The sequence below is a fragment of the Streptomyces sp. NPDC014864 genome (assembly GCF_043081525.1).
In the GTDB taxonomy this organism is placed as follows: Bacteria; Actinomycetota; Actinomycetes; order Streptomycetales; family Streptomycetaceae; genus Streptomyces.
The window spans coordinates 322,011-346,856 of sequence record NZ_JBIBWT010000003.1 but is presented as its reverse complement, the minus strand read 5'-3'; the positions used below and the strand labels follow the sequence as shown (position 1 = coordinate 346,856).

Below are 24,846 nucleotides of genomic sequence, written 5' to 3'. Positions count from 1 at the left end.
CGTTCGAAGCGGGATCCGGCGCGGACGAGGGCGAGGAGGTGCCGACTCGGCGTCCGGCACCCGAAATTGCCCGCTCCGATGGTGCCGCTCTTGGTAGACAGTCGCGATGAGCCAGATCAAGATACGTACCGCGAGCAGCGCCGAGGCTCCCGCCCTGCTCGCCTTCTGGGCCCGGTCGGCCGAGGGCACCAGCATCACCGACGACGAGGACGGCGTCACCCGACTGCTCGACCGTGACCCGGAGGCTGTGCTGGTAGCCGAACGGGACGGAGCGATCGTCGGTACGGTCATCGCCGGCTACGACGGCTGGCGCTGCCATCTGTACCGGCTGGCCGTCGACCCGGACCAGCGCCGCCAGGGGATCGCGGCCGCCCTGCTCGCCGGCGCGCACGAACGTTTCGTGGCGCTCGGCGGCCGCCGGGCCGATGCGATGGTCCTGGACCACAACGAACTCGGCCAGCATGCCTGGCGCGCTGCCGGTTACCACGTCGATGAGGAATGGAGTCGCTGGGTCAGGCCACTGATCTGACACGACCGTCGCATTGACGCCCATGTGCTCACGTCTTTGGCTGGAGTACCAGGTGCTCCATGGATGATCGGCACGACCGAGCGGCAGGGCATCACGTGTTCGCCCGCTCCGCCGCGCTGCGTTCCACGCAGAACTCGTTGCCCTCGGGGTCGTGCAGCGTGACCCACCCGGTGCCGTCAGGCCTTCGGTGGTCGCCCTGAAGTGTGGCACCGAGCGACAGCAGACGCTCGACCTCCTCGTCCCGGGTGCGGTCCTGCGGCTGGAGGTCGAAATGCACGCGGTTCTTCACCGTCTTGCGGTCGGGCACCTTCACGAACAGCAAGACGGCCGCAGCGGCCGTGACCATGGCTTCCGGATCCCCCGGAAAGTCGTCATCGGCGAGTGAGCCGTCCAGGACCTGGGCCCAAAAACCCGCCAGCGCATAGGGATTGTCGGAGTCGACGGTGAGATGACGGATCAAGGAAGTCATGCCCGGAATACGATCACAGGGGCGCCCGGCCGTCCAGAGGCGTCGCGCCTAGGCACCGGCCGTGGCATCGGGCCGGCCTTGATGCCGCCGTGGGCGGCGTGGCTGGTCGGCCGCGTAGGCACCGAGCCCGAGGGTGGGCCTGCGTCAGGAAAGCCGCAGGTCGATCCAGGGGACAGTGTCACCGGGCAACAGATATCTCTCGGATTCGACGAATCCGTGCTTCAGCGCGAATCGCAGTCCGTCGTCGTTGGAGGACAGGACCACCGTCTCGATCACCTTGGCGCCGAGCTGTCGCGCCCGGTGCAGCCCTCGTGCATAGAGCTCCTCACCGAAGCCCCGTCCACGGTGAGGCGGGAGCACACGGGCGATCACTGTGGCCGTCAACGTGTCGTCAGCCGGCGGCCGCACCGTGCTGCAGCCCACGAGCACGTCGCCGAGGTAGGCGACTTCGAGGTGGTTGCGCGCGGCGCGGTCCCGCACCTCGTCCAGGGAAAGAGGGTGGGTGGAAATGATCACGTTGTGGACGTGTCGCCAGTCCCTGAGCGCGGCGTCGTCGCCCGGCTGCTGGATACGAAGATCAGGCATCGGAACAGGAAACCCGAGTGATCCCCCGGTATCAACCCCGTTCGGCCACCGATACGTTGCAGCGTGACGCCGAAGTGGCCCGGTGCGGTGCGGGGTTGCGCGTGGACTCGTCAGCTCGAACGCCGGCGACCGGTCACCAGATCGCGCCGATACCAGTCGCCGGGCTTGCCGCCGAGTTCAGCAGGGTCCGCCGGGCCGATCAGGACGAACCCGGCCTTGGTCAGCACCCTCTGGGACGCGGCATTCTCGCGGGCGGCGGCCGCCTTGAGCGTGCGCAGCCCGTACCGCTGCGCCGACAGCCGGCACAGCTCGCGGACGGTCGCGCTCGCCACGCCGCGGCCGGTGACGTGCTGCGCCACCCGGTAGCCGAGCTCCGCGGTGTCCTCCTCGATGTTCACCAGGTTGAACCTGCCCAGCACCGAGCCGTCGTCGTCAACGAGCACATGGAAGGCACAGATGCCGGCCTCCTGCTCAGCCAGCAGGGCGCTGTACCGGTCGGTGAACCGGTCGAAGAAGTCGTCGCCGCGGTCGGGCACCGAGGCGGCGAAGTAGGCACGGTTCGCCAGCTCGAACGCCAGGACCGCCGGGGCATGGCCGGCGTGCAGCCGCTTCAGCTCGGGCACGGCCCCACTCTAACCATGTGGCCCCTTGGGCCACTTGAGGACGGCGAGGAATGCCTCGGTGTCAGTGCCTGCTCGTAGGGTGCCCTCGCGCGTGTGATCGCGATCGACCATGAGCCTGGAGGCTGACGCATGCTGCTGGAGAACAAGACCGCCGTCACGGGGATCGTGGTCAGCCTGAGCTGCGGGTCCACCCTCGGCTGAAGTGGGGAGCCGGTGCACCTCGAGTGGTGGTCTTACCAGGCCGGTACGGCGGGCCGTGTCCTGCTGCCCACGGCCGGCCGGACGCAGCCCGCTCCGCCCCGGTGCGCGGCGTTCGCGGCTCAGATCGTCAGGACGATCTTCCCGCGGGTGTGGCCCGCCTGGCTCAGACGCCATGCCTCGGCCGCCTCCGCCAGCGGCAGGGCGTGTTCGACATGCACCGTGAGTTTCCGCGCGTCGGCCAGCTCGGCGAGGTCCGCGAGGTCGGCCGCGTTCGGCCGGACCCACACGTAGTGTCCTCCCTTCTCCTCGACCTCCGCCTCGATGATCGACGCGACCCGCTCGCGGTTCTTGAGCAGCTGTTGTGACACGTCCACCGCGCCTTCACCGACGAAGTCGAGGGCCGCGTCGACACCCTCGGGCGCCAGTTGCCGGACCCGGTCGGCCAGGCCGTCGCCGTAGGTGACCGGTTCAGCGCCGAGCTCGCGGAGGAACGCGTGGTTGCGTTCGCTCGCGGTGCCGATCACGCGGGCCCCGAGCGCGACGGCGATCTGCACGGCCTGGGAGCCGACACCGCCCGCGGCGGCGTGCACGAGGAGCGTCTCCCCCGCGCGGAGGCCGACCCTCTTGATGGTCTGGTAGGCGGTGAGCCCGGCGAGCGGTACCCCGGCGGACTGCTCCCAGGTCAGGGCCGCGGGCTTCCTGGCCAGGGTGCGGACGGGAGCCGAGACGAGTTCCGCGTACGTTCCGTTCTGCGCCCAGTCCTTGCGTACGTAGCCGAAGACCTCGTCCCCCACGGCGAACTCGCCGGCGTCGAGTCCCACGCCTTCGACCACGCCCGCGACGTCCCAGCCGGAGATCAGGGGGAAACGGACCTCCATGATCGGGTCGAGATATCCGGCGGCGAGCTTCCAGTCGACCGGGTTGACCCCGGCCGCCTTCACCCGGATCAGCACCTCCGCGGGCGCAACCTTCGGGTGGGGCACGTCGGTGAGTCGCAGGTCGTCGGGTGAACCGTACTTGTCGAGCGTGATGGCCTTCATGCTTCTCAGGATCTCCCGGGAAGGCCGGTGCACTCCGGCCGACACGCGTGCTCGGAGGTGAAGGCACCAATGCGTATGGCGGCCAGGTTGTGCGCGTGCGGAGCCGAGTCAATCCACCCGGCGCAGTCCGACCAGGGCGCTCGCGCAGTCGCCGTCCGGCAGGGGCGGAACCGGCAGGCCGTAGCCGGTCAGGGTGGCCCCGGACCATTCGGCGCCGGTGTCGTCGTCCCGGTAGCGGGCCGCCGGGTCGAGGCCGCGCAGCCGCAGCGGAGGGTGCGCGGGACGGCTGAGGGCGCCGTCGGGGGCGTTTGCGAAGCGCAGTACCGGTGTGCAGCCGAGGGGGCGGGACGGCACCGGCGCGCCGGGGGGTCTCAGCTGCTGCTGGGCGCGTTCCAGTCGACCAGTTGCACGATCACACCGTTGGGGTCGCGCACCTGGAAGGCCCGCTCGCCCCAGGCCTCGTCGGTCAGGGGCATGGTGATCGCCACGCCTTCGGAGCGCAGGCGGGCCAGCTCGCCTTCCAGGTCCTCGACCACGAAGGCGAGGATCAGACCCGCGGCGTGCTCCTGGCGCTGGTCCGCCGGGAGTGTCTCCAGCCCGCGCCGCAGGAAGACGACGTTCATGCCGGCGTCGTCGCGCGTCAGGGACGCGAAGCCGTCGGCGGCCATCACCTCGCTGAAGCCGAAGTGCTCGACGAGGAAGGCGGAGGACGCGGGGACGTCGTCGACGTTCAGTGACACGGCACTGCTGGTGATCTTCACGGAGGCTCCTCTGCCCTGCACCGATGGATTCCCTTTTCTCTGTACGGCGTACATTGTACAAAGTACAGAGATAGGGTGCGAGAGAATTGTCCCGTGCCGACCGAACGAACGAGCGCGGGCGACCCGGCCCGGACCCTGCACCTGCTGTGGCGCGGCTCCTCCCCCGACCGCCGCCGCGGACCGCGACGCGCGCTGAGCATCGACGCGGTGGTCGAAACCGCCGGCGCCATCGCCGACGCCGAGGGCCTGGACGCGCTGACCATGCGCCAGGTCGCCAAGGAACTCGGCGTGGTGCCGATGACCCTGTACACCTATGTCCCCGGCAAGGCCGAACTCCTCGACCTCATGCTCGACGCCGCCTACGCCCGGATGCCCCGCACCGACACCGGCGGCCGGCCCTGGCGCGAGCGCGTCATCGCCGTCGCCGACGAGAACAGGGCCCTCTTCGAACGCCACCCGTGGGCCGCCACCGTCTCCACCGCCAGGCCCCCGCTCGGGCCGGGGCAGATGGCGAAGTACGAGCACGAACTTCGCGCGCTCGACGGCCTCGGCCTGAGCGACGTCGAGATGGACGCCTGCCTGACCCATCTGCTCACCTTCGTGCAGGCATGCGCCCGCGCCGCCCAGGACGACAGCGTCATGAACGACCAGCAGTGGTGGGACTTGAACGCCCCCCTGCTGGCACGCGTCCTGGACCCGGACTCCTATCCCACCGCCGTCCGCGTCGGCGCAGCGGCCGGCGCCGCACACGGCAGTGCCTACGACCCCGACCACGCCTACACCTTCGGCCTGCGCTGCGTCCTCAGCGCCTTCGCCGCTCTGATCGACGAGGCGCAACGGGGGAGGACGCCTGCCCCGTAGCGTCGGTGCGACTCCGTCGCCCCGCGTGCGTGCAGGCGGGGCGACGGCCGGACGACGGTCTCCAGGGGGCGGCCGGCCCGTCCTTGACCGCAGCGCGGTTCATCGACGAGAGCCCGGCGGATACTTGTGGGATGGATGGATCGAGGGCCTCCTGGGTCAACACCACGCACGATTGGGCCGGCATCGTGGACGCGGGCCATCTCGCTCGGATCCGCCAGGGATCCGCAGAGTTCGCTCCGGGCGGGCCGGAACACCTTGTTCTTGAGATCGTCGCCTACGCCGCTGACGAGGCAGCGAGCCGGGGCGGGGGACGGTGTGTGGTCACGTTGCATACCGACGGCTCGGTGTCGGTGAAGGATGACGGACGGGGCACCGACACTCGGGTCGACGAGCATGGCCGGGTGGTGAAGAAGCCGGTCATGGCCACGAAGGATCTTCGCTTCTTCGACCTCCCGGAGGCGGAGCGGCTTCCGGACGGACATCCGCGTCGCGGCATGTCCGTCGTCGCAGCGCTCAGCGAGTGGCTGACGCATACCAACCGCCGTCTCAACGGATCCTGGAGCCGGCGCTACGAGCACGGCGTCCCGGTGTCCGATCTGCAGCCCGTCGAGGCCGACGGGACCACGGGGACCTGCGTCCACTTCCTGCCGGACGAAGCCCTGCGTTCGCGGTGGTCGTTGACCGCGGACGATCTGGCGCGGTGGTCCGAGCACTGGCCGGATCTGACTGCCCGCCTCGACGATCAGCGCGACGGAGAGGACCGGTCAGGTCGGTGACCAGCGGGCGCACCCCTTCCCGCGCGACGCGATCAGGAGGATCAGCGGTGTCGGTCCGCACAAGCTCCGTCGACGTGTGGCCGGACTGGATCCGCTCACTGGGAACCCGACCCGTACGCCGCCATGTTCACCGCTGACTGATCGCCCTCGGCGGCCGCGCACGGGGAGTGCGGGACCATAGTGCAGGAAGAAGCCCCGGCCCGATTCCGGCGGGCCGGGGCTTCCTCGTCACCTGACCGCTGCGGGGTCAGTCCTTCCAGTCGTGGTCGACCACGCGGAAGCTGCCGACGACGCCGTTCTTGACCCAGACGCCCTTGGTGCGCCACACGCGCACACCGTCGCTGGAGCTGTGCGGGCCGACCGTGGCGACGGGAGCGCCGTTGTCGCAGACCACCCCGCGGAAGACCTCGACGGTCTTGCGGCTGTCGTTCCAGATGTTCAGGGTCTTGGCACCGAGGCCGCTGATCACGGTGATGCAGTCACCCGAGTGGGAGGAGTACGAGCGCTCGTTGATGTGGATGCGGCCCTCGTCGTAGTCGTCGTTGCCCCTGTTCGGGGCGCCACCGTCGAGCGGAGCCGCCGCGGGAGCGGCCGGAGCCGCCTGGACCTGGACCGCCGGAACCGAAGCAGCCGACGCGTAGGTGATGCCCGACGCGACCAGAGCGGCGGCACTCGCGACAGCGGCGGTGACAACAGTGGAACGGGAGGTCTTCATCTCGTTTCTCCTGTCTCAGGAATGCCGACTCCTCAGCCGGCACAGGATGAACGTAACCATCACGGCCACTCATGTCATTTAAGGCAAAGCCGATAATCGTCTCACTGGCTGCCAAACGGGTTATTTATCGCACCTATGGGCCGTCTCACCGACGGCGAAGCGGACGGCAAAGGCCAAGAGTATTAGGCAGATTGACATACCATTAGTCCCTATGGGTGGAGCTCCTGACACACCCTCACCCGCTCCTCGCCAGCGTGTCGCTCCACATCCCGGTCGCCATGAGCCGCTATCAGGGCCTGGCCCGGCCACACGGCGCCTCCTTCTCCCCACCGCAGAGCCCTGGGCCCGCCGCGCGTCGGCATCGGGCCGCAGCAAATCCGGCGCCCCCTCCGCCGCGGAGCTGTGACGGTTCCACTGGTGTGCACGCAACTGCTGGCTTATTGCTCGCAGTTGAGTACAGATGAGGAAAGGCCGCGGCCTTTTTCGGGTTCGTCTCGCGGCGCGGCGGATGCGGTCGCCTGTCGTTTCACGGGTGTTCAACCAACCGTCCCCGGCCGCGTCGTGTGCCGTCCCTAAGGTCGCTGAGGTTGCGAAAGAAGGGGCTCATGGACGCACTCCCAGCACTCCGGGCGCGTGGGATCACGAAGTGTTTCGGCGAGGTCGTCGCACTCGACGGCATCGATCTGGAGGTGGCGCAGGGGCAGATCCACGGCCTGGTCGGACCGAACGGCGCCGGCAAGACGACGCTGTTGGGCCTCCTGCTGGGTCTGGCCGTCGCCGACGGCGGTCACTTGGAGATCCTGGGGACCCCGGTCGGGCGGGCCCTCGCCGCCCCCGACGGGGTCGCCGGCTTCGTGGACGGGCCCGGCCCGTACCCCTCGCTCACCGCCCGGCAGAACCTGGCCGCGCTGGCCGCTCTCCGCGGCCACGGTGCGCGGACGGCGGACATCGACGACGTACTCGGCGAGGTCGGGCTCACCGGTGTCGCCGACGACCGGGTCCGCAGCTTCTCCCTCGGCATGCGGCAGCGGCTCGGGCTCGCCGCCGCCCTGCTCACCAGGCCCCGGCTGCTCGTGCTCGACGAACCTTCCAACGGCCTTGATCCGGCGGGCAAGAGACATGTGCACGGTGTCCTCACCCGGCTCGCGGCAGACGGGGCCGCCGTGGTGCTCTCGAGTCACCGCATGGACGACCTCGCGGCACTGTGCGCGGAGGTCACGGTCATCGCCACCGGCCGGGTCGTCTTCTCCGGCCCCCTGAGCAAGCTGGCCGCCGAGAACCGCGAACTCGACTACCGGCTGGTCACCTCCGACGCGCGGGCCGCCCGGTGGACGGCTCTCGACACGGCCGGGATCCGTGTCGTCGAGGACGCCGCCCCGCGGCACGACGGCGAGGGGCTGGTGGTGCGCGCGCCGGTGCCCGCTCTCGACGAACTGGTGGTGCGGCTCGTGCACGCGGGCATCGCGGTGCGCGAGCTCGCCCCGGTGGTGTCGCCGCTGGAGGCCGCGTTCCTCGCCCTCACCGAGTCCCAGGAGGCCGACCGATGACCGCGACGACCACCCTCGATGACCGGGCTGTTGCCGCCGAAGCACCCCGCGTTCGCGTGCCGGTGGCGCGCGCCTACCGCTTCGAGCTGGTCAAGTTGGTCTCGCAGTGGCGGATCCGCCTGCTGGTCCTTGCCGGCTGGACCGCGCCGGGGCTCTTCGTCGCCGCGGTGAGCCGGCAGAGCACGCTCCCCACCGACACCCTCTTCGGCCGCTGGATGCACGCCACCGGGTGGGCCGGACCGCTGGTGCTGCTCGGTTTCTCCGGCACCTGGGCGCTCCCGCTGATCACCTCGATCGTCGCCGGCGACGTGTTCGCGTCCGAGGACCGGCTCGGCACCTGGCGCCACCTGCTGGTGGCGGTCCGCTCGCCGCGGCGGATCTTCGCGGCGAAGACGCTGGCCGGTCTCACCGTCGTCCTGCTGCTCGTGGCCGGGCTGGGCTGTTCCAGCACGGTCGGCGGGCTCCTGACGGTCGGCGACCGGCCGCTGGCCGGACTCGACGGCGAGCTGCTGTCGCCGGGCGACGCCGCCGTGAAGGTTCTGACGGCCTGGGTCTGTGTGCTCGCCCCGACCCTGGCCCTCGCCGCGATCGGGCTACTCGGATCGGTCGCGCTGGGCCGGTCCCCCATGGGACTGCTGCTGCCCGCACTGGTCGCGCTCGCGATGCAGATCGCCCAGATGCTGCCGCTGCCCGTCGCCGTCCGCCTCTCCCTGCCCGACTACGCCTTCGTCGCCTGGAACGGCCTCTTCACCGACCCCGTCCAGGCCGGTCCGCTGCTCATCGGCATCGTAGTCAGCCTGGTGTGGGCCGTGCTCGCGACCGCCCTCGCTCATCTGCTCTTTCTGCGACGCGACTTCACCAACCCGGCCCACGACGGCGCGGGGCGCCGCGCAATCGTCTTCGGGCTCCTCCCGCCGGCCGTGCTGCTCGCCCTCACGGTCACGGTCATCGCCCTGGCGACCCCGTCCATGGGCTCCGGCATCGGCCAGGACAAGGTGCAGCGGTCGGTCGCCACGGCGTTCGCCCACCTCTACCGCCTGCAGACGAAACAGCTCAACCGCCCCGACGTCACCGAGGCGCGGCTGCGGGCGACGGCGGCCTGCACCAAGGGCGTCGGCCGGATCTCCCCCGACGGGCCCGGCAACGACTGGCGCTGCGTCGTCTCCTGGCATCTCCCCGGCGTCGAGGCCGTGGGGACGGCCGTCTACCAGCTCGACGTCACCGCAGACGGGCGGTTCGTGGCCGACGGCGACGGGCCGAAGGAAGTGAACGGCTACTTCCTGGTGCGCACCCCGGCGGGCGACGCACCGAACCCGCTCTGGCAGTTCGACGGCAACGTCGACCTGCTCCCCACCCCGAAGGGATGACTCCATGCAGGTAACACGCCGCCGACGACGTGCCGAGGAGGGCCACCTCCGCTTCCTGGGCAGACGCGTCGGCCGCCGGATACCCCTGGTGACGGCGGGCATCACCGCTCTCGGCGTCGTCGCCGCCGGCGCCGCCTTCGCCCAGACGCACCAGTTCGGCACCGACCAGGTCGGCCAGATCACCGACCAGGGCCAGGTCGTCTCCAGCGACCAGTACATCGCCCCGTACGGCGACCGCCTCGTCGTCGACAACGGCAAGATCATGTCGTCCTCGGTCAGCCCGGACGGCACCCATCTCGCCGCCTCGCTCACCGACGGCGGGAGCGCCCTGGCCGTCGTCGACCTGAAGAACTGGAAGGTGCAGCAGCTCGTCGGCTCCTCCGCGGCGTCCAGCCCGCGCATCAGCGGCAACAGCGTGGGCCAGGAGGGCCCGACGTACTCCCCCGACGGTTCGCAGCTGTGGCTGGGCCAGACCGACGGCTACACCAGGTTCGCCGTGAAGGCCGACGGCAGCGTCACCGACCCGGCGTTCATCCGGATCCCGGCCGACGGTCCCCGGCACGCGCTGGTGGGCGAGCCGGTGTTCTCCCCCGACGGTTCCACCGTGTACTCCGCGGTCAACGGCCAGAACCGGGTGGTCGCCATCGACGCCGCCAGCGGGGCCGTCGAGCGGAGCTGGGCCGTGGGCAACGCCCCGCGTGACATGGTCGAGGTCGGCACCAAGCTCTACGTCAGCAACGAGGGCGGGCGTCCGGCGGAGCCCGGCGACACCACCCTCAACTCCTACGGCACCCAGGTGCCGGCCGACCCGAAGACCGCGGCCACCACCACCGGCACCGTCAGCGTCATCGACCTGGCGCACCCCGATGCCGCCCCCGGCGCCATCGACGTCGGTCTGCACCCGACCGCCCTGTACGCCAGGAAGGGCGCGCTGTTCGTCACCAACACCGCCACCAACGACGTCTCGGTGATCGACACCCACCGTGACAAGGTCGTGCAGACCATCGCCACCCAGCCCTGGCCGGAGGCGTCGGTGGGCTACGAGCCCGACGCGGTGACGCTCACCGACGACGGCCGTCTGCTGGTCACGCTCGGCCGCGCCAACGCGGTCGCGGTCTACCGGTACACCAGCCCGCAGGAGCCGGTAGGCTACGTCGGTCTGCTTCCGACGGACTACTTCCCCGCGGAGGTCGCCACCGTCGGCGACGAGGTCGTCATCTCCAACACCCGTGGCATCGACGCCCGCCGCACCACCACCGGCGCCGGGCACGGCACCCACGACACGACGTCGAGCGTGCAGCGGTTCAAGCTGCCGGACGACCAGGTCATCAGGTCCGAGACGGCCAAGGTCTTCCGGCAGAACGGCTGGCACGGCGGCTCGGTCACGACGGCCCGGGGCAAGGGCGACACGAGGCCGGCACCGGTCCCGCTGCGGCTCGGGGGCTCCTCGACGATCAAGCACGTCTTCATGATCGTCAAGGAGAACCGGACCTACGACCAGGTCTTCGGTGACGTTCCGGAAGGCGACGGCGACCCGTCGCTGGCACAGTTCGGCGAGAACGTGACGCCGAACCAGCACGCCTTGGCGGAGCAGTTCGGGCTGTACGACAACACGTACGACATCGGCACGAACTCCGCCGAGGGCCACAACTGGCTGATGCAGGCGGACAATCCGGAGTACACGGAGTCCTCGGCCGGTGAGTACGCGCGCAGTTACGACACGGAGGACGACGCCCTCGGCCACCAGCGGACCGGCTTCCTCTGGACCGGCGCTCAGGCGGCCGGCAAGTCCGTACGGAACTTCGGCGAGTTCCAGCAGTTCCTGACCAAGCCGTCGGACGCGAGCTGGCAGAACCTGTACTGCGACGCCAAGAACATGGACGCCACCGGGCAGGACACCGCCTACACCCTGAACTCGTCCTCGCCGATCCCGTCCCTCAACGACGTGTCGGTGCACGGCTTCGCGAAGTTCGACACCAGCGTCCCGGACGTCTACCGGTACGAGATCTGGAAGCGCGACTTCGAGAAGAACGGGCCGGCGAACCTGAACATGTTCTGGCTCTCCAGTGACCACACCGGCGGCCCGGCGAACGCGGCCGCCCAGGTCGCGGACAACGACCTCGCGACCGGCAGGATCGTCGACAAGATCTCGCACAGCAAGTACTGGAAGGACTCGGCCGTCTTCGTCGTCGAGGACGACTCCCAGGCCGGTCTCGACCACGTCGACGGCCACCGGGCCCCGATCCAGATCATCAGCCCCTGGGCCCGGCACGGCGTCGTCGACAGCCACTACTACACCCAGATCACGCTGATCCGGACCATCGAGCAGATCCTCGGGATCCACCCGATGAACCAGAAGGACAGCGCGGCCAGCCCGATGCGGGCGGCGTTCACCCGGCACCCGGACTTCACGCCGTTCGAGGCACTGCCCAACCGGACCTCGCTGACCGACGGTCTCAAGACCCCGCCGTCCTGCGGCCTGGACGAACCCGCGCCCCAGGACCCCCACGCCGCGGCCGCGCCGTCGGCGACGGTGCCGGCGGACATGAAGCCGCTCGCGGCGACGTGGGAGCGGTGGAAGTCCAAGCAGCGGCTGACCGGGCCGAACGCCGTGCCCGACTTCGCGAACCCCGCGCAGATGAACCACTTCACGTGGTACGAGACGCACGGGTGGAGGAAGCCGTACCCCGGCGAGAACAAGATCTTCGCGCCGGAGGACGTGCCGGGCGCCTACCTCCCGTCGCCGGAGTCCGACGGCTGACGTAGGCCGACCGCCTCGCGGAGCCCCTGGACGGTGTCGTGACCGGCCGGGGGCTCCTGTGCGGGCGCTGCCGAAGACGCCGGCCGTGACCGGACGCGCACCGCCGTTCGGGTGACGGCCTTCCGGGTGACGTCCGCCGGGGAGAAACGGAACGGCCCGCGACATCGGGGTCCCGGCCAACCCCTCCCCCGCCCCTTGCCGTCCGGGACGGTCAGATCTCCCGGCGCGGCGCAAGGCGGCCGCGCGGGTGGCGGACGGCCGCGCGGTCGGGCGGCACGGGCCGTGCTAAGGGAAAGGTATGAGACAGTCCCGAATCGCGTCATGGGCCGCTGCGGCCCTCCTCGTCTCCGGAGGCCTCACCGCTGCCGCGCCGGCGCAGGCCGTGCCGCGCTCCGAGGGCGCCGGGTACGTGGCGCTGGGCGACTCCTACTCCGCCGGGGTCGGCGCCGGCGCCTACCTCGGCTCCAGCGGGAACTGCCTGCGCAGCAGCCACGCGTATCCCGCGCTGTGGGCCGCGGAGCACGCGCCCTCGTCGTTCGGCTTCACCGCCTGCGACGGCGCTCGCGCCACTGACGTCCTCACCGACCAGCTCGGGCCGCTCGGCGCCGGCACCACGCTGGTCACCCTCACCGTCGGCGGCAGCGACGCCGGCTTCGGCCGCGTCATGACGACCTGCGTGCTCCTGGGCAGCAGTGCCTGCCGGACGGCCGTCGCCGACGCGAACGCGTACATGGACGAGACCCTCCCGCCCGACCTGGACCGCCTCTACACAGCCATCTCGGACAGGGCCCCGGCCGCCCACGTGGTGGTCCTCGGCTACCCGTACCTGTACAAGCTCAACGGCCTCTGCACGGCGGGCCTCACGGACTCGGACCGGGCCGCCATCGACGACGCCGTCGACCACCTCGACAGCGTCATCCACCGGCGCGCCGCCCGTCACGGCTTCACCTTCGCCGATGTCAGGGGCGCCTTCAGCGACCACGAGATCTGCTCCGGCAGTCCCTGGATGCGCAGCGTCAACCTGCTCGCCCCCAACGAGTCGTACCACCCGACGCCCCTCGGGCAGTCCCACGGCTACCTGCCCGTCCTCACCACCGCGGCCTGAGACCGGCCCCAGCCCCTGACGGTCACCGTGGCCAGGGGGGGGGGCCGTACGTCGTGCCGTGCCGGGGCGGGCCCGTTCGGGCCCGCGCGTCCAACTCACCGCAGCGACTGGGCGGGTGGGCGCTCGCGCCGCGCGCCGTAACCGATGAAGTACGCCGGCACCAGCTTCAGCCAGGGCGCGGTGGTGAGCAGTTCGCTCATCCGCTGCGCCCGCCCGGTGTCGCCGACGGCCGGGCGGCCGGCGAGCACGGGCGCGATGACCCGCGCGTGGGCGACGCGCTGCAAGGCCTGCGTCAGCGCGGCCGTCGGCCACCGGCGCCGCTCGACGCGGCGTACGTCCCGCAGGCCGACCTCGCCCCTGCGCAGCGGTTCGACGAGATACCGGGCGGCGGCCACGGCGTCCTCGACGGCGAGGTTGATGCCGATGCCGAACACCGGCGACATCGCGTGTGCCGCGTCGCCGATGCACAGCAGTCCCGGGCGATGCCAGCGCCGGAGGCGGTCGAGCCGCACGTCGAGCATCTTCACCTCGTCCCAGGAGCGCAGTGCGTGCGCCCGGTCCGCCAGCCAGGGCACGGCGGCCGAGAAATCGGCCATGAACCGCTCGAGACCGGCGGCGCGGCGCTCGGCGTCCGTGCCCTTGGGGATCAGCGCGGCGCACTGCCAGTAGTCCCCGCGGTCGATCATGGCGGTGACGATCCGGTCGCCGGTCCCTCCCACCAGCCCGTGCGGGTCGCCCGCCCGCCGCGGGAGCCGGAACCACCAGGCGTCCATGGGGCACGCGAACCGCCGCAGCCGCAGCTCGGGCCGCGAGCGGGCCAGCGACCAGCGTCCGTCGCAGGCCACGGTGAGGGTGGCCCGCAGTTCGCCGGTGCGGCCGTCCGCCGTGCGGTGGCGCACGCCGGTGACCCTTCCGCGTTCCACCAGGAACGATGTCGCCTCGGTGCCCATCCGCAGGGAGAAGGACGGCTCCTGCCGGGCCTCGTCGGCGAGGAGGTCCAGCAGGTCCCACTGCGGCACCATCGCCACGTAGTTGTACGGGCCGGGCAGCGCGCTGATGTCGGAGACGGTGACCAGCGAACCGTCCGGGCCGAGCGGCAGCCGCACGGTGGTCACCCTGCGCTGCGGCAGACGCGCGAAGCGCTCGGCCAGACCGAGGTCGTCCAGGAGCGTCAGGGTCGAGGGATGCACCGTGTCGCCGCGGAAGTCGCGCAGGAAGTCACCGTGCTTCTCCAGGACGGTGACCTCCACGCCGGCCCGCGCGAGCAGCAGACCGAGGACCATCCCGGCCGGCCCGCCGCCCACCAAGCAGCACGTCGTGCGTTCCGCCGTCGGTTCCGTGGTCGGCCCCGCTGTCCGTTCCATCGCAGCCCTTCCGTCCGTTCCGCCGGTTCCATCCGTTCCCGCCGTTCCGTCCGCGCCCCGCACTCCCGCGCCATATACCCTCAAAGTGGACAGCGCGTGTCCGTGCCCACGATGCTCCCGGGAGGCACGATGAACCGGCAGCCGATCCTCCTGCCCTACGCCGACCCGGCCTTTCTGGCGGATCCGTTCCCGTTCTACCGGCAGCTGCGGGAGGAGGGCCCGGTTCGGCGCGCCGTGATCGCGGGCGGCCTCGAGGCGTGGCTGGTGACCCGGTACGAGGACAATCTCGCGGCCCTTTCCGATCCGAGGCTGAGCAGTGACGTCCGCGAGGCGTCGGACACCCGGCTCCTGGAGCGGCTCCCCGCCACGGACCGCGAGTCGATGCTGCGCACCATGCTCCGCTGCGACCCGCCCGACCACACCCGCCTGCGCCGGCTGGTGTCCAAGGCGTTCACCGCGCGCAGGGTGGGCGAGCTGCGGCCGCGCATCCAGGAGATCACCGACGGGCTGCTCGACGCGATCCTGCCCGCCGGCCGGGCAGATCTCGTCGAGAGCTTCGCGCTGCAGCTGCCCGTCACCGTGATCGGCGAACTGCTCGGCGTGCCCGTCGCCGACCGGCACGCGTTCCACCGGTGGACCACCGAGATGGTCGTCCAGGGAGCGGAGCCGCCGGACCCGGCCCGGATCGAGCATGCCTGGCGGCAGATGCGCTCGTACCTGACCGCGCTGCTCGGCACGAAGCGAGCCCGGCCGCAGGACGACCTGCTCAGCGCCCTGATCACCGCTCGGGACGAGGAGAACCGGCTGGACGAGGAGGAGCTGGTCGCCATGGCCTTCCTGCTGCTGGTGGCCGGATACATCACCACGGTCAACCTCATCGGGAACGCCCTCGTGGCGCTGCTCGCCCACCCCGACCAGTTGCGACGGCTGCGGGACGATCCGGGGCTGCTGCCCGGTGCCGTCGAGGAGTTCCTGCGCTACGACGGCCCGGTCAATCCCGGCATCGCCCGGTTCGCGCGCGAGGACGTGACCATCGGCGGAGTGACCATCCCGCGAGGAGCGACCGTGCTGGTCGCCTCCGCCATCGCCGACCGCGACCCGGCGCAGTTCCCCGACCCCGACCGCCTGGACATCACCCGGGAGAGCAACGCGCACCTCGCCTTCGGGCACGGCGTCCACTACTGCCTGGGGGCACCGCTGGCCCGGCTGGAGGGCCAGATCGCCATCGGCACCGCCCTGCGCCGCCTGCCCGGCCTCCGGCTGGCCGTGCCGCCCGGCGAACTGAGCTGGCGGGCGGGCGGTCTGCGGGGCCCCGAACACCTGCCGGTCACGTTCGCCCCGGCGCACCCGCGACGCCATGGGGCAACTGCGGCGGTCGTCTCGGCGTCCACGGCGACCGGGACGGCGGGCATCACCGGCTCCACTCCGGCCCGCGGCGACGCACACCCCCGCACCTGAGGAAACCCGGCGGGGCCCGTCGCGCGTGACCGTGCAGGCGGGGCGACGATGGAGGCACGGACGGCTCGGACCGTTCACACGGATCCGTGAGGGGAAAGCAGCGGTGGGATGAAGCCGGAGACGGCCGCGCGGCGCGCCGGGCATCGCAGTGTTCCGCACACCGCGGACCTGCGCCTGGAGGCATGGGCCCCGACGCGAGAGGAGTGCCTGGCGCAGGCGGTGCGGGGGGTCTGTGAGTCGTTCCTGGACCTGACCGGGGCAGCTGAAGTCCGCCGGCGGGACGTCGTGGTGCGGGCCGACAGGGACGAGGATGTGCTGGTGGCGCTGCTGGAAGAGGTCGTGTACTGGCTCGACACCGAGGACGAGGTCCCCGTGGGGGTGGAACTGACGCCGGTCACCGGCGGCGTCAGTGGCAGTCTGCGGATGGCCGACGCCGGGTCGCTTCCGGTGACGGGGGCCGCGCCGAAAGCGGTCACGCTGCACGAGCTGGCCTTCACCCGGGGACCGGAGGGCTGGACCTGTTCGGTGACGCTCGACGTATGAGCACGGAAAGCAGCGAACATGACCGAAGCCGCGCCCTCACCGGAGGATCTCGTACGGGCCGTGCGAGCGGCCGGGATCGGCGACGAACGCCTGCTGGAGGCCGTACGCGCCACGCCCCGGGCGGCATTCGTGCCCGCCGACCAGCAGACGCGCGCCTACCGTGACGTCCCGCTTCCCATCGGGCACGGGCAGGTGACCACGCAGCCCTCGCTCTCGGCGACGATGATCGAGGGCCTCGAACTGGACGGGGACGAGCACGTGCTGGAGATCGGCACCGGCCTCGGTTTCCAGACCGCGCTGCTCGCCCGCCTGGCCGCCGATGTCGTGACCATCGAGATGTACCCGGACATCGCGGATCAGGCGCGGCGCAACCTCGACCGGCAGGGCGTCCGCGAGGTCGAGCTGCGCGTCGGGGACGGCAGCGGGGGTGTGCCGGACCGCGCGCCGTACGACGCGGTCGTCGTCTCCGCCGCGTTCCCGGAGGTTCCCGCGCCCCTGGTCGAGCAACTGCGGGTCGGCGGTCGCCTGGTGCAGCCCATCGGGCCGGGTGGCCGGGAGCAGGTCGTGTCCTACCTGCGTACCCCGGCCGGGCTGGAGCAGCGACGCGTCCTCACGCTCGCGTACTTCGTCCGCCTGCAGGGGCGGTACGGGTTCTCCTCCTGAGTCCTTCTCCGGGGCGGGGCCGGCGAGCGGTCATCCGTCCGCGATCCGTACCACGGCGAGCGTGATGTTGTCGGGGCCGCCGGCGGCGATGGCGGCCTTCCACAGTTCGAAGGCGGCCCGGCCGTCGTCGTACTCCCCCAGCAGGTCGTCGAGGACGTCGTTCGGCACCGGGTCGGTCAGGCCGTCGGTGCAGATCAGGAACCTGTCGCCGGAGGCGGCGGGTGCGGTCCTCACATGCGGGGTGACGGGCCGGTACTTCCAGGTGCCCCCGAGGGCCTGGGTGAGCAGGGAGATGGTGCGCTGGCCCGGCTCGGGCGGCGGGTTGTCGTCCACGCTGACCTGGAGCAGCCCGTCCCGGGGCGCGGCGAAGACCCTGCTGTCGCCCACGTTGAACACCAGCAACGATCCGGGCAGGACGACGGCGCCCGCGACGGTCGTGCCCATCGTGGCCAGTCCGTCGCGGTCGCCGCCCGCGGCCTCGTACACCTCGCGGTTGCAGGCGTGCAGTGCCTCGCGGACGTCGTCCTCCTCGGCGAGGGCGGCCCCGGTCTCCGCGAGCCGGCGGACGACCAGGGCACTGGCCACCTCGCCGCCCGGCTGGCCGCCGATCCCGTCGGCGACGGCGACGACGAGCGGCGTGCCCAGGGGGAACATCAGCGTCTGCGGGGTCTCGGTCACGGTGGCGCACAGCGTCCACGGCCCGGCGACCAGGCTGTCCTCGTTCCGTTCGCGGATCAGCCCCGGATGGCTCAGCGCACTCACCGCGACGTACGTCATCGGACGCCACCGCCTTTCCGCACCGGGCCGGGCCGGCTGAGTTGGGCGGGCCGGGCCGATGGTGTGTGGCTCTTGGGGGACCTTGGGGGCCTGGAGGGAACCTCGGGGTGCGCCGGACGGCGCGTCCTGGGCCCGAATCGTGTGCTCAGACCATTTTCGGGCGGCCGATTCGGCGGTGCATCTCGGCCTGGCCTCGGCGGAGCCTCATGCGGCCGTGCGGCTTCCGGGGGCTGCCGGGGGCTGCCCTCCGCAATAGCATGGAGGCCACAGGGCTGGGATCAGAAGAGTCCGTGCGGGAGACGCAATTCTCCCGGCGGCCGCCCACCCGCTTCGACACAGCGACCGCTCAGACCTCGAGGGGAAGCGTCACGTCGGTTACGGCCAGGGTCGGTTGACGCGCATGGACATCACGCTGGTGGAGGAGACCCCGTTCCGGTTCCGTATCGAGCGGCAGGACCCGATGCGCGTGCCCGGGCTCGTCTTCGCGACGCGAGAGCTTCTGCCGCAGGCGGCCGGGGACAAGGCGCTGGAGCAGGTCGTGAACGTGGCGACCCTGCCCGGCATCGTCCGCGCCTCGTACGCCATGCCCGACGTGCACTGGGGGTACGGCTTCCCGATCGGCGGGGTGGCGGCCACGGACATCGACGCCGGCGGAGTGATCTCGCCCGGCGGTGTCGGATTCGACATCTCCTGCGGCGTCCGGCTGCTCGCCGGCGACATCGACCGCGAGCCCCTGGCTTCCAGGATGCGGCGACTGATGGACATCCTCGGCGACACCGTCCCGCGTGGACTGGGGCGCGGCGGGCTGTGGAAGCTGTCCGGGCGCCCGCAGATGGAGAAGCTGCTGGTCGCCGGGGCCGAGTACGCGGTCGAGCGCGGTCATGGCGTACCACGCGACCTGGAGCACTGCGAGGATCACGGGGTGCTGCCGGGGGCCGATCCGTCACAGGTCGGCCAGCGGGCCGTGGAGCGGGGGCTCCAGCAGGTCGGCAGCCTGGGGTCGGCCAACCACTTCCTGGAGGTGCAGGCCGTGGACCAGGTGTACGACGCCCGGACCGCGTCCGCCTTCGGGCTGCACTCCGGCCAGGTGTGCGTCATGATCCACTGCGGTTCCCGCGGCCTGGGGCACCAGGTGTGCACCGACCACGTCCGCGTCATGGACCAGTCCCTGCGCGCCTGGGGCATCCAGCTGCCGGACCGGCAGCTGGCCTGCGCGCCCGCGGTCTCCACGTCGGGCCGCGCCTATCTCGGGGCGATGGCGGCCGCCGCCAACTACGGCCGTGCCAACAGGCAGTTGCTCACCCAGGCGGCGCGCCACGCCTTCGCCACCGCCGCCGGGGTGGGCCTGGAGCTGGTCTACGACGTTTCCCACAACATGGCGAAGATCGAGACCCACGAGGTGGACGGCGTACCCCGCAGGCTGTGCGTCCACCGCAAGGGCGCCACCCGGGCCCTGCCCCCGGGCCACCCGGACCTGCCGGACGACCTCGCCGAGGCCGGGCAGCCCGTGCTGGTGCCCGGCACGATGGGCACGGCCTCGTACGTGATGGCCGGCACCGTCCGGAACGAGGCGTTCTGGTCCTCCGCCCACGGCGCGGGACGCGTCTGGAGCCGCCACCAGGCACTGCGCCGGGTCCGCGGCGAGCAACTGCGCGACGAGCTGGAATCCCATGGCATCGCCGTCCGGCCGGCCTCCTGGCGCGCGCTCGCCGAGGAGACCCCCGACGCGTACAAGGACGTGGACGCCGTGGCCGTCGCGACCGAGGGCGCGGGACTCGCCCGGCTGGTGGCGCGCCTGGTGCCGCTCGGCGTCGTCAAGGGGTGAGGGGCTTCGTCACCGGGATCGACAGGGTCCCGATCGGGCCGGCGCCTCACTCCGGGGCGTCCGCGTCAAGTCGGGCGAGGCCGCGTTCCCACCGTCGGCGGCGCTGCTCCTCGGACCGCTCCCACCACGGTGTGCCGCGCTCCCCCAACGCGGTCTTCGCGCAGTTCACGCGAGCGCGGGCCGAGCGTTCGGCCTCGGGGTCGCCGGCGGTGGTCGCGGAGCGCACCGCCCGGCGAGCGGTCATGAGATGGTGGCGAGGACGACCGGCTACCTCTTCGGGAACCGAGGGATCCGTCACCCGCCATTTCCGCCCGTTGACGACGACGAAGTGTCCGTCGGGAGTGTTGTCCGGCTGCCGGTGCGCGTCCACCCCCGGAGAGTGCCCGATCATCGGGGAGCTCGCCGGGGAGGACGCGCGGTGCCGGGGTTCCGGTTGGCCCTGTGCGGTTTGGAGCCCCGGCCCGATTCCGGCGGGCCGGGGTTCCCCATCACTCAGTCGGTGCGGGATCAGTCCTTGTAGTCGTGGTCGACCACGCGGAAGCTGCCCACCACTCCGTGGCGAACCTTGACACCCTTGGTGTGGCGGACGTGCACCCCGTCGCTGGAGCTGTGCGGGCCGACGGTGGCGATGGGAGCGCCGTTGTCGCAGACCGCACCGCGGAAGACCTCGACGGTCTTGCGGCTGTCGTTGCGGATGTTGAGGCTCTTGGCGCCCAGGCCGCTGATCACGGTGATGCAGTCGCCGGCGTGGGAGGAGTACGAGCGCTCGTTGATGAAGATCCGGCCCTCCTCGTAGCCCTCGATGCCCTTGCCGCCGGTGCTGCCCCCGAGGGGGGCGGCGGCGACAGCGGCCGGCGCGGCCTGGGCGGCCTGGGGGGCCTCCGGGGCCGACGCGGCCGACGCGTAGGTGATGCCCGTCGCGACCAGAGCCGCGCCGGCCGCGAAGGCGGCCGTGACAACGGTGGAACGGGTGGTGTTCATGTGCTTCTCCTTCTCAGGGACACCGGCTCCACAGCCGGCACATGATTGAACGTAACGACCACCCCCAGGCCTGTCATTTCGGGCATATCGGAGAGCGGGCTCCGAGACGCCGAACGGGGTATTTATGGGGACCGCACGCCGCTTCCTCCGCGATGGAGGGGCCCACAAACCCCCATATATATAAGCAGATTGACATATGATTGGTCCTTTCAGGTGATCTCCTGACGCCTGCTCACCCTTAAAGACAGCGTGTCGCTACAGACCCGGCAGACCGCGACACGCTAGTGGGGCCCCGCGCCACAGGGAGGGCCCCTGCCTCGACCTGCACAATCACAGCGGGCGGGGTGGACGGTGCCGGGCATCGCGTTCCCAGACGCGTGCCGCTCAGCACCGCCTCCAACGCTTCAGCGCAGCCGGTCCAGTTCGGCGCCGATGACGTCTCGCAGCACGTCGTGCCGCGGACCGAGCCTGAACCGCTCGTCGCTCCACCGGTCACGCGGATACAGCCACACCGGTACACCTCTGAACTCGACCGGCTCCCAATCGAATCGCGGCCACACGTGGGCGTGCAGGAACGGATCCGTGTTGCCCAGGATCTCGAGATTGACCCGGCGAAAGTCCGGGTCGAGACGCTGACAAGCCCGCTCGACCGCTTCGCCGAGCTGATCCATGTCGGACAGGAACGACAGCCGCTTGGCCCGCGGCAGGTCGGACAGTCGTCGCACGCCTGGTTCATCCACGAGGAGCACCGAGTACCCCGGCAGGAACTGAACGTCCCCGATCACCGCGAAGCCCGCCCCGAGCCGCCGCAGCACAGTTGGGTTCTCGCCCCGCAGAGCCGCCCCGATCCGGTCCGTCCGCCACAGGTCAGTCATGACCCGACCTCACCACAGCCGCCACACGCGGTCGACGGATGCGGCCGAACTGACACGAACTCAACTGGGGGTTACTTCCCGCAGTGCTGAGTTCTTGTGCAGTCGGCCCACCTATTCGAACAGCTGAGGGGCGGGGAGGAGACGCCATCAGGCGGGCATTCGGCTGCCCCCGGGCCCGTCAGCTGACCGTCCGTACGCGGCGCGGGACGGCCCGGCCCGGTGGCCGTGCCGTCCCGCAGGGACTCCCGTACCGGCGCTCAGTGGGCGGTCCAGCCTCCGTCGATGACGAGCGAGGTCCCGGTCATCGCCGACGTGTGCGGAGCGCAGAGGAACGCGGCCGCCTCCGCGATCTCCTCCGGCTCCACCAGGCGCTTCACGGCCGCGCTCTCCAGCATGACCTGTCCCACGACCTCCGCTTCGGAGATGCCGTGGACCTCGGCCTGGTCGGCGATCTGCCGCTCGACCAGGGGGGTGCGCACGTACCCGGGGTTGAGGCAGTTGGACGTGACCCCGTGCGCGGCGCCCTCCATCGCGATCACCTTCGACAGACCCTCCAGGCCGTGCTTGGCGGCGACGTAGGCGCTCTTGTAGGCGGAGGCGCGCAGACCGTGCACGGAGGAGACGTTGACGACACGGCCCCAGCTCCGCCGGTACATGCCCGGCAGCGCTCCGCGCACCAGGCGGAACGGGGCCTCCAGCATGATCCGGAGCATCAGCGAGAACTTCTCCGGCGGGAAGTTCTCGATCGGCGAGACGTTCTGGATGCCCGCGCAGTTGACCAGGATGTCGACGTCGTCAAGGTCGAGCGCGTCCACCGCGTCCAGGTCGGACAGGTCGACGACGAGGGCCTCACCCCCGGTGGCCCGGGCGACGGCGCGGACGCCGTCCGCGTCCAGGTCGAGGGCGCGGACCGCCGCGCCCGACGCGGCCAGGCGCAGCGCGATGGCCCGGCCGATGCCGCTGCCGGCGCCGGTGACGAGGGCCGTCCGCCCGGTCAGATCAGGGAGGGCGGAGGGCGCCGGGGACGGTGAGAGAGGCGAGGATGAAGTGGACACGAGCCATTCCTTCGTCGGTGTCGCGAGTGGTCAGGGGGCGTGGCCGCGCGTCGATCGGCGGGCGTCGGGCAACGGGCAGCGCGTGGTCAGGCCGCGAGGTAGTCGTGCGCGACGGACGGCGTCGGCAGGGTCAGGTCGGTGAGGATGTGCGACGCGCCGACGACCTCCAGCACCGGCAGGTCCGCCATGGGCGCCAGCGCGTGCGCGAACAGCTGCAGCCGGGCCGGGCCGGTCCAGGCGCCGAGAACGGTCAGGTCCGATATCTCGATGCGCAGCAGCTCGCAGATGCGCGGCGCCCCGTCGTAGCCGGGGATCTTCTTGAGCATGTACGTGGGGACGGCCAGCTCGGCGCGGGCGGCCTCGGGGTCCATGGGCGCGTACTTGAATCCCATGGTCGCGGTCGCCACCCGCAGGCTGCCGTAGTCGAGGGTGCCGACCAGGGTGTCGGAGTCGGTGTACAGGCGCGGTGCGCCCAGCTTCTTCGGGTAGCCGCTCCCCTCCCGCCCCAGGGCGATGGCGGGCGCGTTGTCCAGGAACATCGAGTGGATGTACTCGGCCTCTTCGCCGCCGTGCCGCACCCGCAGCACCTGTCCCGACTCGGTGTAGTCGCCGAGGCCCGTGCTGTCCGGCATCCGGATGACCTCGAAGCGCACGAGGGGCTCGTCGACCTCCAGCGGCTCCGGGACGACGGCGCGCATCGCGTCCGGGTCCGTCCGGTACGTGATCGTCAGGTACTCGCGCCGGGAGAAGCGGTACGGGCCCGCCGGGAAGGCCGGTCCGTCCAGAGGGGTCGAGGGAGCGCGGAGGATGTCTTCACTGCGCATGCCGAGCAGTCCGTTTCCGTGGCGCGATGTCCGTACCGGGTCGGACCCCCTCACGCCGGGGACGGTCCGGCCGTCTGAGCACTCCCGACGCTAGGCGGGCCGACGGCCGAAGAGAAATGCGCCACGACCCGGATTTATACTCGTGTCGCATGAATACCGAGATGCGACATCTCCGGTACTTCGTCGTGCTGGCGGAAGAGGAGCACTTCTCCCGCGCTGCCGCGCGGTGCCGGATCAGCCAGCCCACGCTCACCCGCGCCCTCGCCGCGCTCGAGCGCTCTCTCGGCGTGCGCCTGGTGCGGCGTACCACGCGCAGTGTGGCGCTCACCGACGCGGGCCGCCGCCTGCGGGCCGAACTGGAGGAGCTGCTGCCCCGCATGGACGCCGCGTTCGCGCGTGTCCGCGCCGAGGGGCAGTTGCGTCTCGGCTTCACCTGGCTGCTGCCGAGCGGCCTCGCCCGCCGCATCCTCACGGACTTCGAGGAGTCCACCGGAGTGCCCGTCGAGCTCGTCCGCCGCGACGACCGCCTCGCCGGTGTGGACGTGGGCGCGGTGGACGCGGCCCTGCTGCACGGCGACGTGGACGATCCCGCCCTGACCTCGATCCGGCTGCGTTCCGAGCCCCGGATCGCCGTCGTCGCCCGCGACCATCCGCTCGCCCGGCGCCGTCGCCTGCAGTGGGCGGAACTCGCCGGACTGCCCCTCGTCGTCAACTCCGCCAGCGGCACCGTCCGCCCCGAGCTGTGGCCGCCGGGACAGCGGCCCTCGGTCGCGGTGGAGAGCGCCACCTACGACGCCTGGATGGAGATGGTCGCCCTCGGACGGGGCTTCGGTGTCCTGCCCGACTTCGCACGGCACCACCCGCACCCCGACGTGCGCTACATCGGCCTGGCCGACGCGCCCCCCGTACCCCTCGTCCTCGTTCTTCCGGCCCGAGCCCCGCACCCTCTCTCCGACGCCCTCATCCGGGCCGCCCGGGCCGCCGCGGAGCATTCCGAATGACGTCCGGGTGAGGGCGGAGGCGGGGATCGGTCCTCGTTCGACGCCTTCGCGAGACGACGAACCCGTGGCGGGGGATCAATTCGGTTGCCGCGGGGCCGGTGGGCTCGATGAGGGTACGGTCGTGGACGAGGCGACGGACG

26 protein-coding genes are annotated in these 24,846 nt (G+C 71.4%); 12 read left to right on the top strand and 14 right to left on the bottom strand.

Going from position 1 to position 24,846, the window contains the following annotated elements; translation table 11 throughout:
• Positions 1 to 106: 106 nt before the first annotated feature.
• Positions 107 to 529: a GNAT family N-acetyltransferase gene (locus ACF1A5_RS08070; protein WP_392191997.1), complete on the top strand. Its 423-nt coding sequence runs from the start codon at positions 107 to 109 to the stop codon at positions 527 to 529.
• Positions 530 to 620: 91 nt separating this feature from the next.
• Here the strand turns inward: ACF1A5_RS08070 and ACF1A5_RS08065 are convergent, their stop codons facing one another.
• The 6 genes from ACF1A5_RS08065 to ACF1A5_RS08040 all read right to left on the bottom strand — a co-directional run bounded on the left by ACF1A5_RS08065 (position 621) and on the right by ACF1A5_RS08040 (position 4,208).
• Positions 621 to 998 (bottom strand): VOC family protein, encoded by a 378-nt coding sequence (locus ACF1A5_RS08065; protein ID WP_392191996.1) that lies wholly within the window; start codon positions 996 to 998, stop codon positions 621 to 623.
• A 144-nt stretch (positions 999 to 1,142) separates the two neighbouring features.
• Entirely contained in the window at positions 1,143 to 1,583 is a 441-nt protein-coding gene (locus ACF1A5_RS08060; protein WP_392191995.1) for a GNAT family N-acetyltransferase, read from the bottom strand.
• 110 nt (positions 1,584 to 1,693) lie between these two features.
• Positions 1,694 to 2,206 carry a GNAT family N-acetyltransferase gene (locus ACF1A5_RS08055; protein ID WP_392191994.1) on the bottom strand — a complete coding sequence of 171 codons (513 nt, stop codon included), beginning with the start codon at positions 2,204 to 2,206 and terminating at the stop codon, positions 1,694 to 1,696.
• A gap of 320 nt (positions 2,207 to 2,526) precedes the next feature.
• Entirely contained in the window at positions 2,527 to 3,447 is a 921-nt protein-coding gene (locus tag ACF1A5_RS08050; protein ID WP_392191993.1) for an NADP-dependent oxidoreductase, read from the bottom strand.
• Positions 3,448 to 3,555: 108 nt separating this feature from the next.
• Complete coding sequence (locus ACF1A5_RS08045; protein WP_392191992.1) at positions 3,556 to 3,801, bottom strand: GH36 C-terminal domain-containing protein; 246 nt, start codon at positions 3,799 to 3,801, stop codon at positions 3,556 to 3,558.
• 17 nt (positions 3,802 to 3,818) lie between these two features.
• Positions 3,819 to 4,208, bottom strand: coding sequence for a VOC family protein (locus ACF1A5_RS08040; RefSeq protein ID WP_392191991.1), 390 nt, complete (start codon positions 4,206 to 4,208; stop codon positions 3,819 to 3,821).
• A gap of 93 nt (positions 4,209 to 4,301) precedes the next feature.
• Between ACF1A5_RS08040 and ACF1A5_RS08035 the strand changes: the two genes are divergently transcribed.
• Together ACF1A5_RS08035 and ACF1A5_RS08030 are read left to right on the top strand one after the other, a co-directional pair.
• Positions 4,302 to 5,069, top strand: a complete 768-nt coding sequence (locus ACF1A5_RS08035; RefSeq protein WP_392191990.1) for a TetR/AcrR family transcriptional regulator — start codon at positions 4,302 to 4,304, stop codon at positions 5,067 to 5,069.
• An 83-nt stretch (positions 5,070 to 5,152) separates the two neighbouring features.
• Positions 5,153 to 5,845 carry an ATP-binding protein gene (locus ACF1A5_RS08030; RefSeq protein WP_392191989.1) on the top strand — a complete coding sequence of 231 codons (693 nt, stop codon included), beginning with the start codon at positions 5,153 to 5,155 and terminating at the stop codon, positions 5,843 to 5,845.
• Between the two features lie 247 nt (positions 5,846 to 6,092).
• Here ACF1A5_RS08030 and ACF1A5_RS08025 read toward each other — a convergent pair whose 3' ends face one another.
• Positions 6,093 to 6,560 (bottom strand): hypothetical protein, encoded by a 468-nt coding sequence (locus tag ACF1A5_RS08025; protein WP_392191988.1) that lies wholly within the window; start codon positions 6,558 to 6,560, stop codon positions 6,093 to 6,095.
• 605 nt (positions 6,561 to 7,165) lie between these two features.
• Between ACF1A5_RS08025 and ACF1A5_RS08020 the strand changes: the two genes are divergently transcribed.
• The 4 genes from ACF1A5_RS08020 (at position 7,166) to ACF1A5_RS08005 (ending at position 13,340) form a co-directional block, all read left to right on the top strand.
• Positions 7,166 to 8,107: an ABC transporter ATP-binding protein gene (locus tag ACF1A5_RS08020; protein ID WP_392191987.1), complete on the top strand. Its 942-nt coding sequence runs from the start codon at positions 7,166 to 7,168 to the stop codon at positions 8,105 to 8,107.
• Positions 8,104 to 9,474: an ABC transporter permease gene (locus ACF1A5_RS08015; protein ID WP_392191986.1), complete on the top strand. Its 1,371-nt coding sequence runs from the start codon at positions 8,104 to 8,106 to the stop codon at positions 9,472 to 9,474. The genes ACF1A5_RS08020 and ACF1A5_RS08015 overlap by 4 nt, the downstream gene beginning before the upstream one ends.
• Positions 9,475 to 9,478: 4 nt before the next feature.
• The gene (locus ACF1A5_RS08010) at positions 9,479 to 12,235 is read left to right on the top strand and encodes an alkaline phosphatase family protein (RefSeq protein ID WP_392191985.1); all 2,757 of its coding nucleotides are present in this window, start codon (positions 9,479 to 9,481) and stop codon (positions 12,233 to 12,235) included.
• Positions 12,236 to 12,533: 298 nt separating this feature from the next.
• Positions 12,534 to 13,340, top strand: coding sequence for an SGNH/GDSL hydrolase family protein (locus ACF1A5_RS08005; protein WP_392191984.1), 807 nt, complete (start codon positions 12,534 to 12,536; stop codon positions 13,338 to 13,340).
• A 95-nt stretch (positions 13,341 to 13,435) separates the two neighbouring features.
• Here ACF1A5_RS08005 and ACF1A5_RS08000 read toward each other — a convergent pair whose 3' ends face one another.
• Positions 13,436 to 14,704, bottom strand: a complete 1,269-nt coding sequence (locus ACF1A5_RS08000; protein ID WP_392191983.1) for an FAD-dependent oxidoreductase — start codon at positions 14,702 to 14,704, stop codon at positions 13,436 to 13,438.
• A gap of 129 nt (positions 14,705 to 14,833) precedes the next feature.
• On the opposite strand from ACF1A5_RS08000, the gene ACF1A5_RS07995 reads away from it, so the two are divergent.
• The 3 genes from ACF1A5_RS07995 (at position 14,834) to ACF1A5_RS07985 (ending at position 17,368) form a co-directional block, all read left to right on the top strand.
• Positions 14,834 to 16,162 carry a cytochrome P450 gene (locus ACF1A5_RS07995; protein WP_392191982.1) on the top strand — a complete coding sequence of 443 codons (1,329 nt, stop codon included), beginning with the start codon at positions 14,834 to 14,836 and terminating at the stop codon, positions 16,160 to 16,162.
• 108 nt (positions 16,163 to 16,270) lie between these two features.
• Positions 16,271 to 16,705: an archease gene (locus ACF1A5_RS07990; RefSeq protein WP_392191981.1), complete on the top strand. Its 435-nt coding sequence runs from the start codon at positions 16,271 to 16,273 to the stop codon at positions 16,703 to 16,705.
• Between the two features lie 18 nt (positions 16,706 to 16,723).
• A complete protein-coding gene (locus ACF1A5_RS07985) occupies positions 16,724 to 17,368 on the top strand; it encodes a protein-L-isoaspartate(D-aspartate) O-methyltransferase (protein ID WP_392191980.1) in 645 nt (214 codons plus the stop codon).
• 30 nt (positions 17,369 to 17,398) lie between these two features.
• Here the strand turns inward: ACF1A5_RS07985 and ACF1A5_RS07980 are convergent, their stop codons facing one another.
• On the bottom strand, positions 17,399 to 18,145 hold the full coding sequence (locus ACF1A5_RS07980; protein ID WP_392191979.1) for a PP2C family protein-serine/threonine phosphatase: 747 nt from the start codon (positions 18,143 to 18,145) through the stop codon (positions 17,399 to 17,401).
• Positions 18,146 to 18,545: 400 nt separating this feature from the next.
• Between ACF1A5_RS07980 and ACF1A5_RS07975 the strand changes: the two genes are divergently transcribed.
• Complete coding sequence (locus tag ACF1A5_RS07975) at positions 18,546 to 19,970, top strand: RtcB family protein (RefSeq protein WP_392191978.1); 1,425 nt, start codon at positions 18,546 to 18,548, stop codon at positions 19,968 to 19,970.
• Between the two features lie 46 nt (positions 19,971 to 20,016).
• Here the strand turns inward: ACF1A5_RS07975 and ACF1A5_RS07970 are convergent, their stop codons facing one another.
• From ACF1A5_RS07970 to ACF1A5_RS07950, 5 genes are all read right to left on the bottom strand, one after another.
• Entirely contained in the window at positions 20,017 to 20,214 is a 198-nt protein-coding gene (locus ACF1A5_RS07970) for a hypothetical protein (RefSeq protein ID WP_392191977.1), read from the bottom strand.
• Positions 20,215 to 20,477: 263 nt separating this feature from the next.
• Positions 20,478 to 20,951, bottom strand: a complete 474-nt coding sequence (locus ACF1A5_RS07965) for a hypothetical protein (protein WP_392191976.1) — start codon at positions 20,949 to 20,951, stop codon at positions 20,478 to 20,480.
• Between the two features lie 404 nt (positions 20,952 to 21,355).
• Positions 21,356 to 21,826 (bottom strand): HIT family protein, encoded by a 471-nt coding sequence (locus ACF1A5_RS07960; protein ID WP_392191975.1) that lies wholly within the window; start codon positions 21,824 to 21,826, stop codon positions 21,356 to 21,358.
• Between the two features lie 257 nt (positions 21,827 to 22,083).
• Positions 22,084 to 22,881: a 3-hydroxybutyrate dehydrogenase gene (locus tag ACF1A5_RS07955; protein WP_392191974.1), complete on the bottom strand. Its 798-nt coding sequence runs from the start codon at positions 22,879 to 22,881 to the stop codon at positions 22,084 to 22,086.
• Positions 22,882 to 22,967: 86 nt separating this feature from the next.
• Positions 22,968 to 23,705 (bottom strand): acetoacetate decarboxylase, encoded by a 738-nt coding sequence (locus ACF1A5_RS07950; protein ID WP_392191973.1) that lies wholly within the window; start codon positions 23,703 to 23,705, stop codon positions 22,968 to 22,970.
• 149 nt (positions 23,706 to 23,854) lie between these two features.
• Here ACF1A5_RS07950 and ACF1A5_RS07945 point away from each other — a divergent pair, with 149 nt between their 5' ends.
• The gene (locus tag ACF1A5_RS07945; protein ID WP_392191972.1) at positions 23,855 to 24,706 is read left to right on the top strand and encodes a LysR family transcriptional regulator; all 852 of its coding nucleotides are present in this window, start codon (positions 23,855 to 23,857) and stop codon (positions 24,704 to 24,706) included.
• Positions 24,707 to 24,846 lie beyond the last annotated feature (140 nt).

What these genes read in the sequence shown, in the direction of transcription:
- ACF1A5_RS08065 (WP_392191996.1), bottom strand. Translation starts at nt 998, where the DNA reads ATGACTTCCTTGATCCGTCATCTCACCGTCGACTCCGACAATCCCTAT.
- ACF1A5_RS08060 (WP_392191995.1), bottom strand. Translation starts at nt 1,583, where the DNA reads ATGCCTGATCTTCGTATCCAGCAGCCGGGCGACGACGCCGCGCTCAGG.
- ACF1A5_RS08005 (WP_392191984.1), top strand. Translation starts at nt 12,534, where the DNA reads ATGAGACAGTCCCGAATCGCGTCATGGGCCGCTGCGGCCCTCCTCGTC.
- ACF1A5_RS07980 (WP_392191979.1), bottom strand. Translation starts at nt 18,145, where the DNA reads ATGACGTACGTCGCGGTGAGTGCGCTGAGCCATCCGGGGCTGATCCGC.
- ACF1A5_RS07990 (WP_392191981.1), top strand. Translation starts at nt 16,271, where the DNA reads ATGAAGCCGGAGACGGCCGCGCGGCGCGCCGGGCATCGCAGTGTTCCG.
- ACF1A5_RS08050 (WP_392191993.1), bottom strand. Translation starts at nt 3,447, where the DNA reads ATGAAGGCCATCACGCTCGACAAGTACGGTTCACCCGACGACCTGCGA.
- ACF1A5_RS07975 (WP_392191978.1), top strand. Translation starts at nt 18,546, where the DNA reads ATGGACATCACGCTGGTGGAGGAGACCCCGTTCCGGTTCCGTATCGAG.
- ACF1A5_RS08000 (WP_392191983.1), bottom strand. Translation starts at nt 14,704, where the DNA reads ATGGAACGGACAGCGGGGCCGACCACGGAACCGACGGCGGAACGCACG.
- ACF1A5_RS07950 (WP_392191973.1), bottom strand. Translation starts at nt 23,705, where the DNA reads ATGCGCAGTGAAGACATCCTCCGCGCTCCCTCGACCCCTCTGGACGGA.
- ACF1A5_RS08020 (WP_392191987.1), top strand. Translation starts at nt 7,166, where the DNA reads ATGGACGCACTCCCAGCACTCCGGGCGCGTGGGATCACGAAGTGTTTC.
- ACF1A5_RS07995 (WP_392191982.1), top strand. Translation starts at nt 14,834, where the DNA reads ATGAACCGGCAGCCGATCCTCCTGCCCTACGCCGACCCGGCCTTTCTG.
- ACF1A5_RS08010 (WP_392191985.1), top strand. Translation starts at nt 9,479, where the DNA reads ATGCAGGTAACACGCCGCCGACGACGTGCCGAGGAGGGCCACCTCCGC.
- ACF1A5_RS07945 (WP_392191972.1), top strand. Translation starts at nt 23,855, where the DNA reads ATGAATACCGAGATGCGACATCTCCGGTACTTCGTCGTGCTGGCGGAA.
- ACF1A5_RS07965 (WP_392191976.1), bottom strand. Translation starts at nt 20,951, where the DNA reads ATGAACACCACCCGTTCCACCGTTGTCACGGCCGCCTTCGCGGCCGGC.
- ACF1A5_RS08015 (WP_392191986.1), top strand. Translation starts at nt 8,104, where the DNA reads ATGACCGCGACGACCACCCTCGATGACCGGGCTGTTGCCGCCGAAGCA.
- ACF1A5_RS07970 (WP_392191977.1), bottom strand. Translation starts at nt 20,214, where the DNA reads ATGACCGCTCGCCGGGCGGTGCGCTCCGCGACCACCGCCGGCGACCCC.
- ACF1A5_RS08025 (WP_392191988.1), bottom strand. Translation starts at nt 6,560, where the DNA reads ATGAAGACCTCCCGTTCCACTGTTGTCACCGCCGCTGTCGCGAGTGCC.
- ACF1A5_RS07960 (WP_392191975.1), bottom strand. Translation starts at nt 21,826, where the DNA reads ATGACTGACCTGTGGCGGACGGACCGGATCGGGGCGGCTCTGCGGGGC.
- ACF1A5_RS08070 (WP_392191997.1), top strand. Translation starts at nt 107, where the DNA reads ATGAGCCAGATCAAGATACGTACCGCGAGCAGCGCCGAGGCTCCCGCC.
- ACF1A5_RS07985 (WP_392191980.1), top strand. Translation starts at nt 16,724, where the DNA reads ATGACCGAAGCCGCGCCCTCACCGGAGGATCTCGTACGGGCCGTGCGA.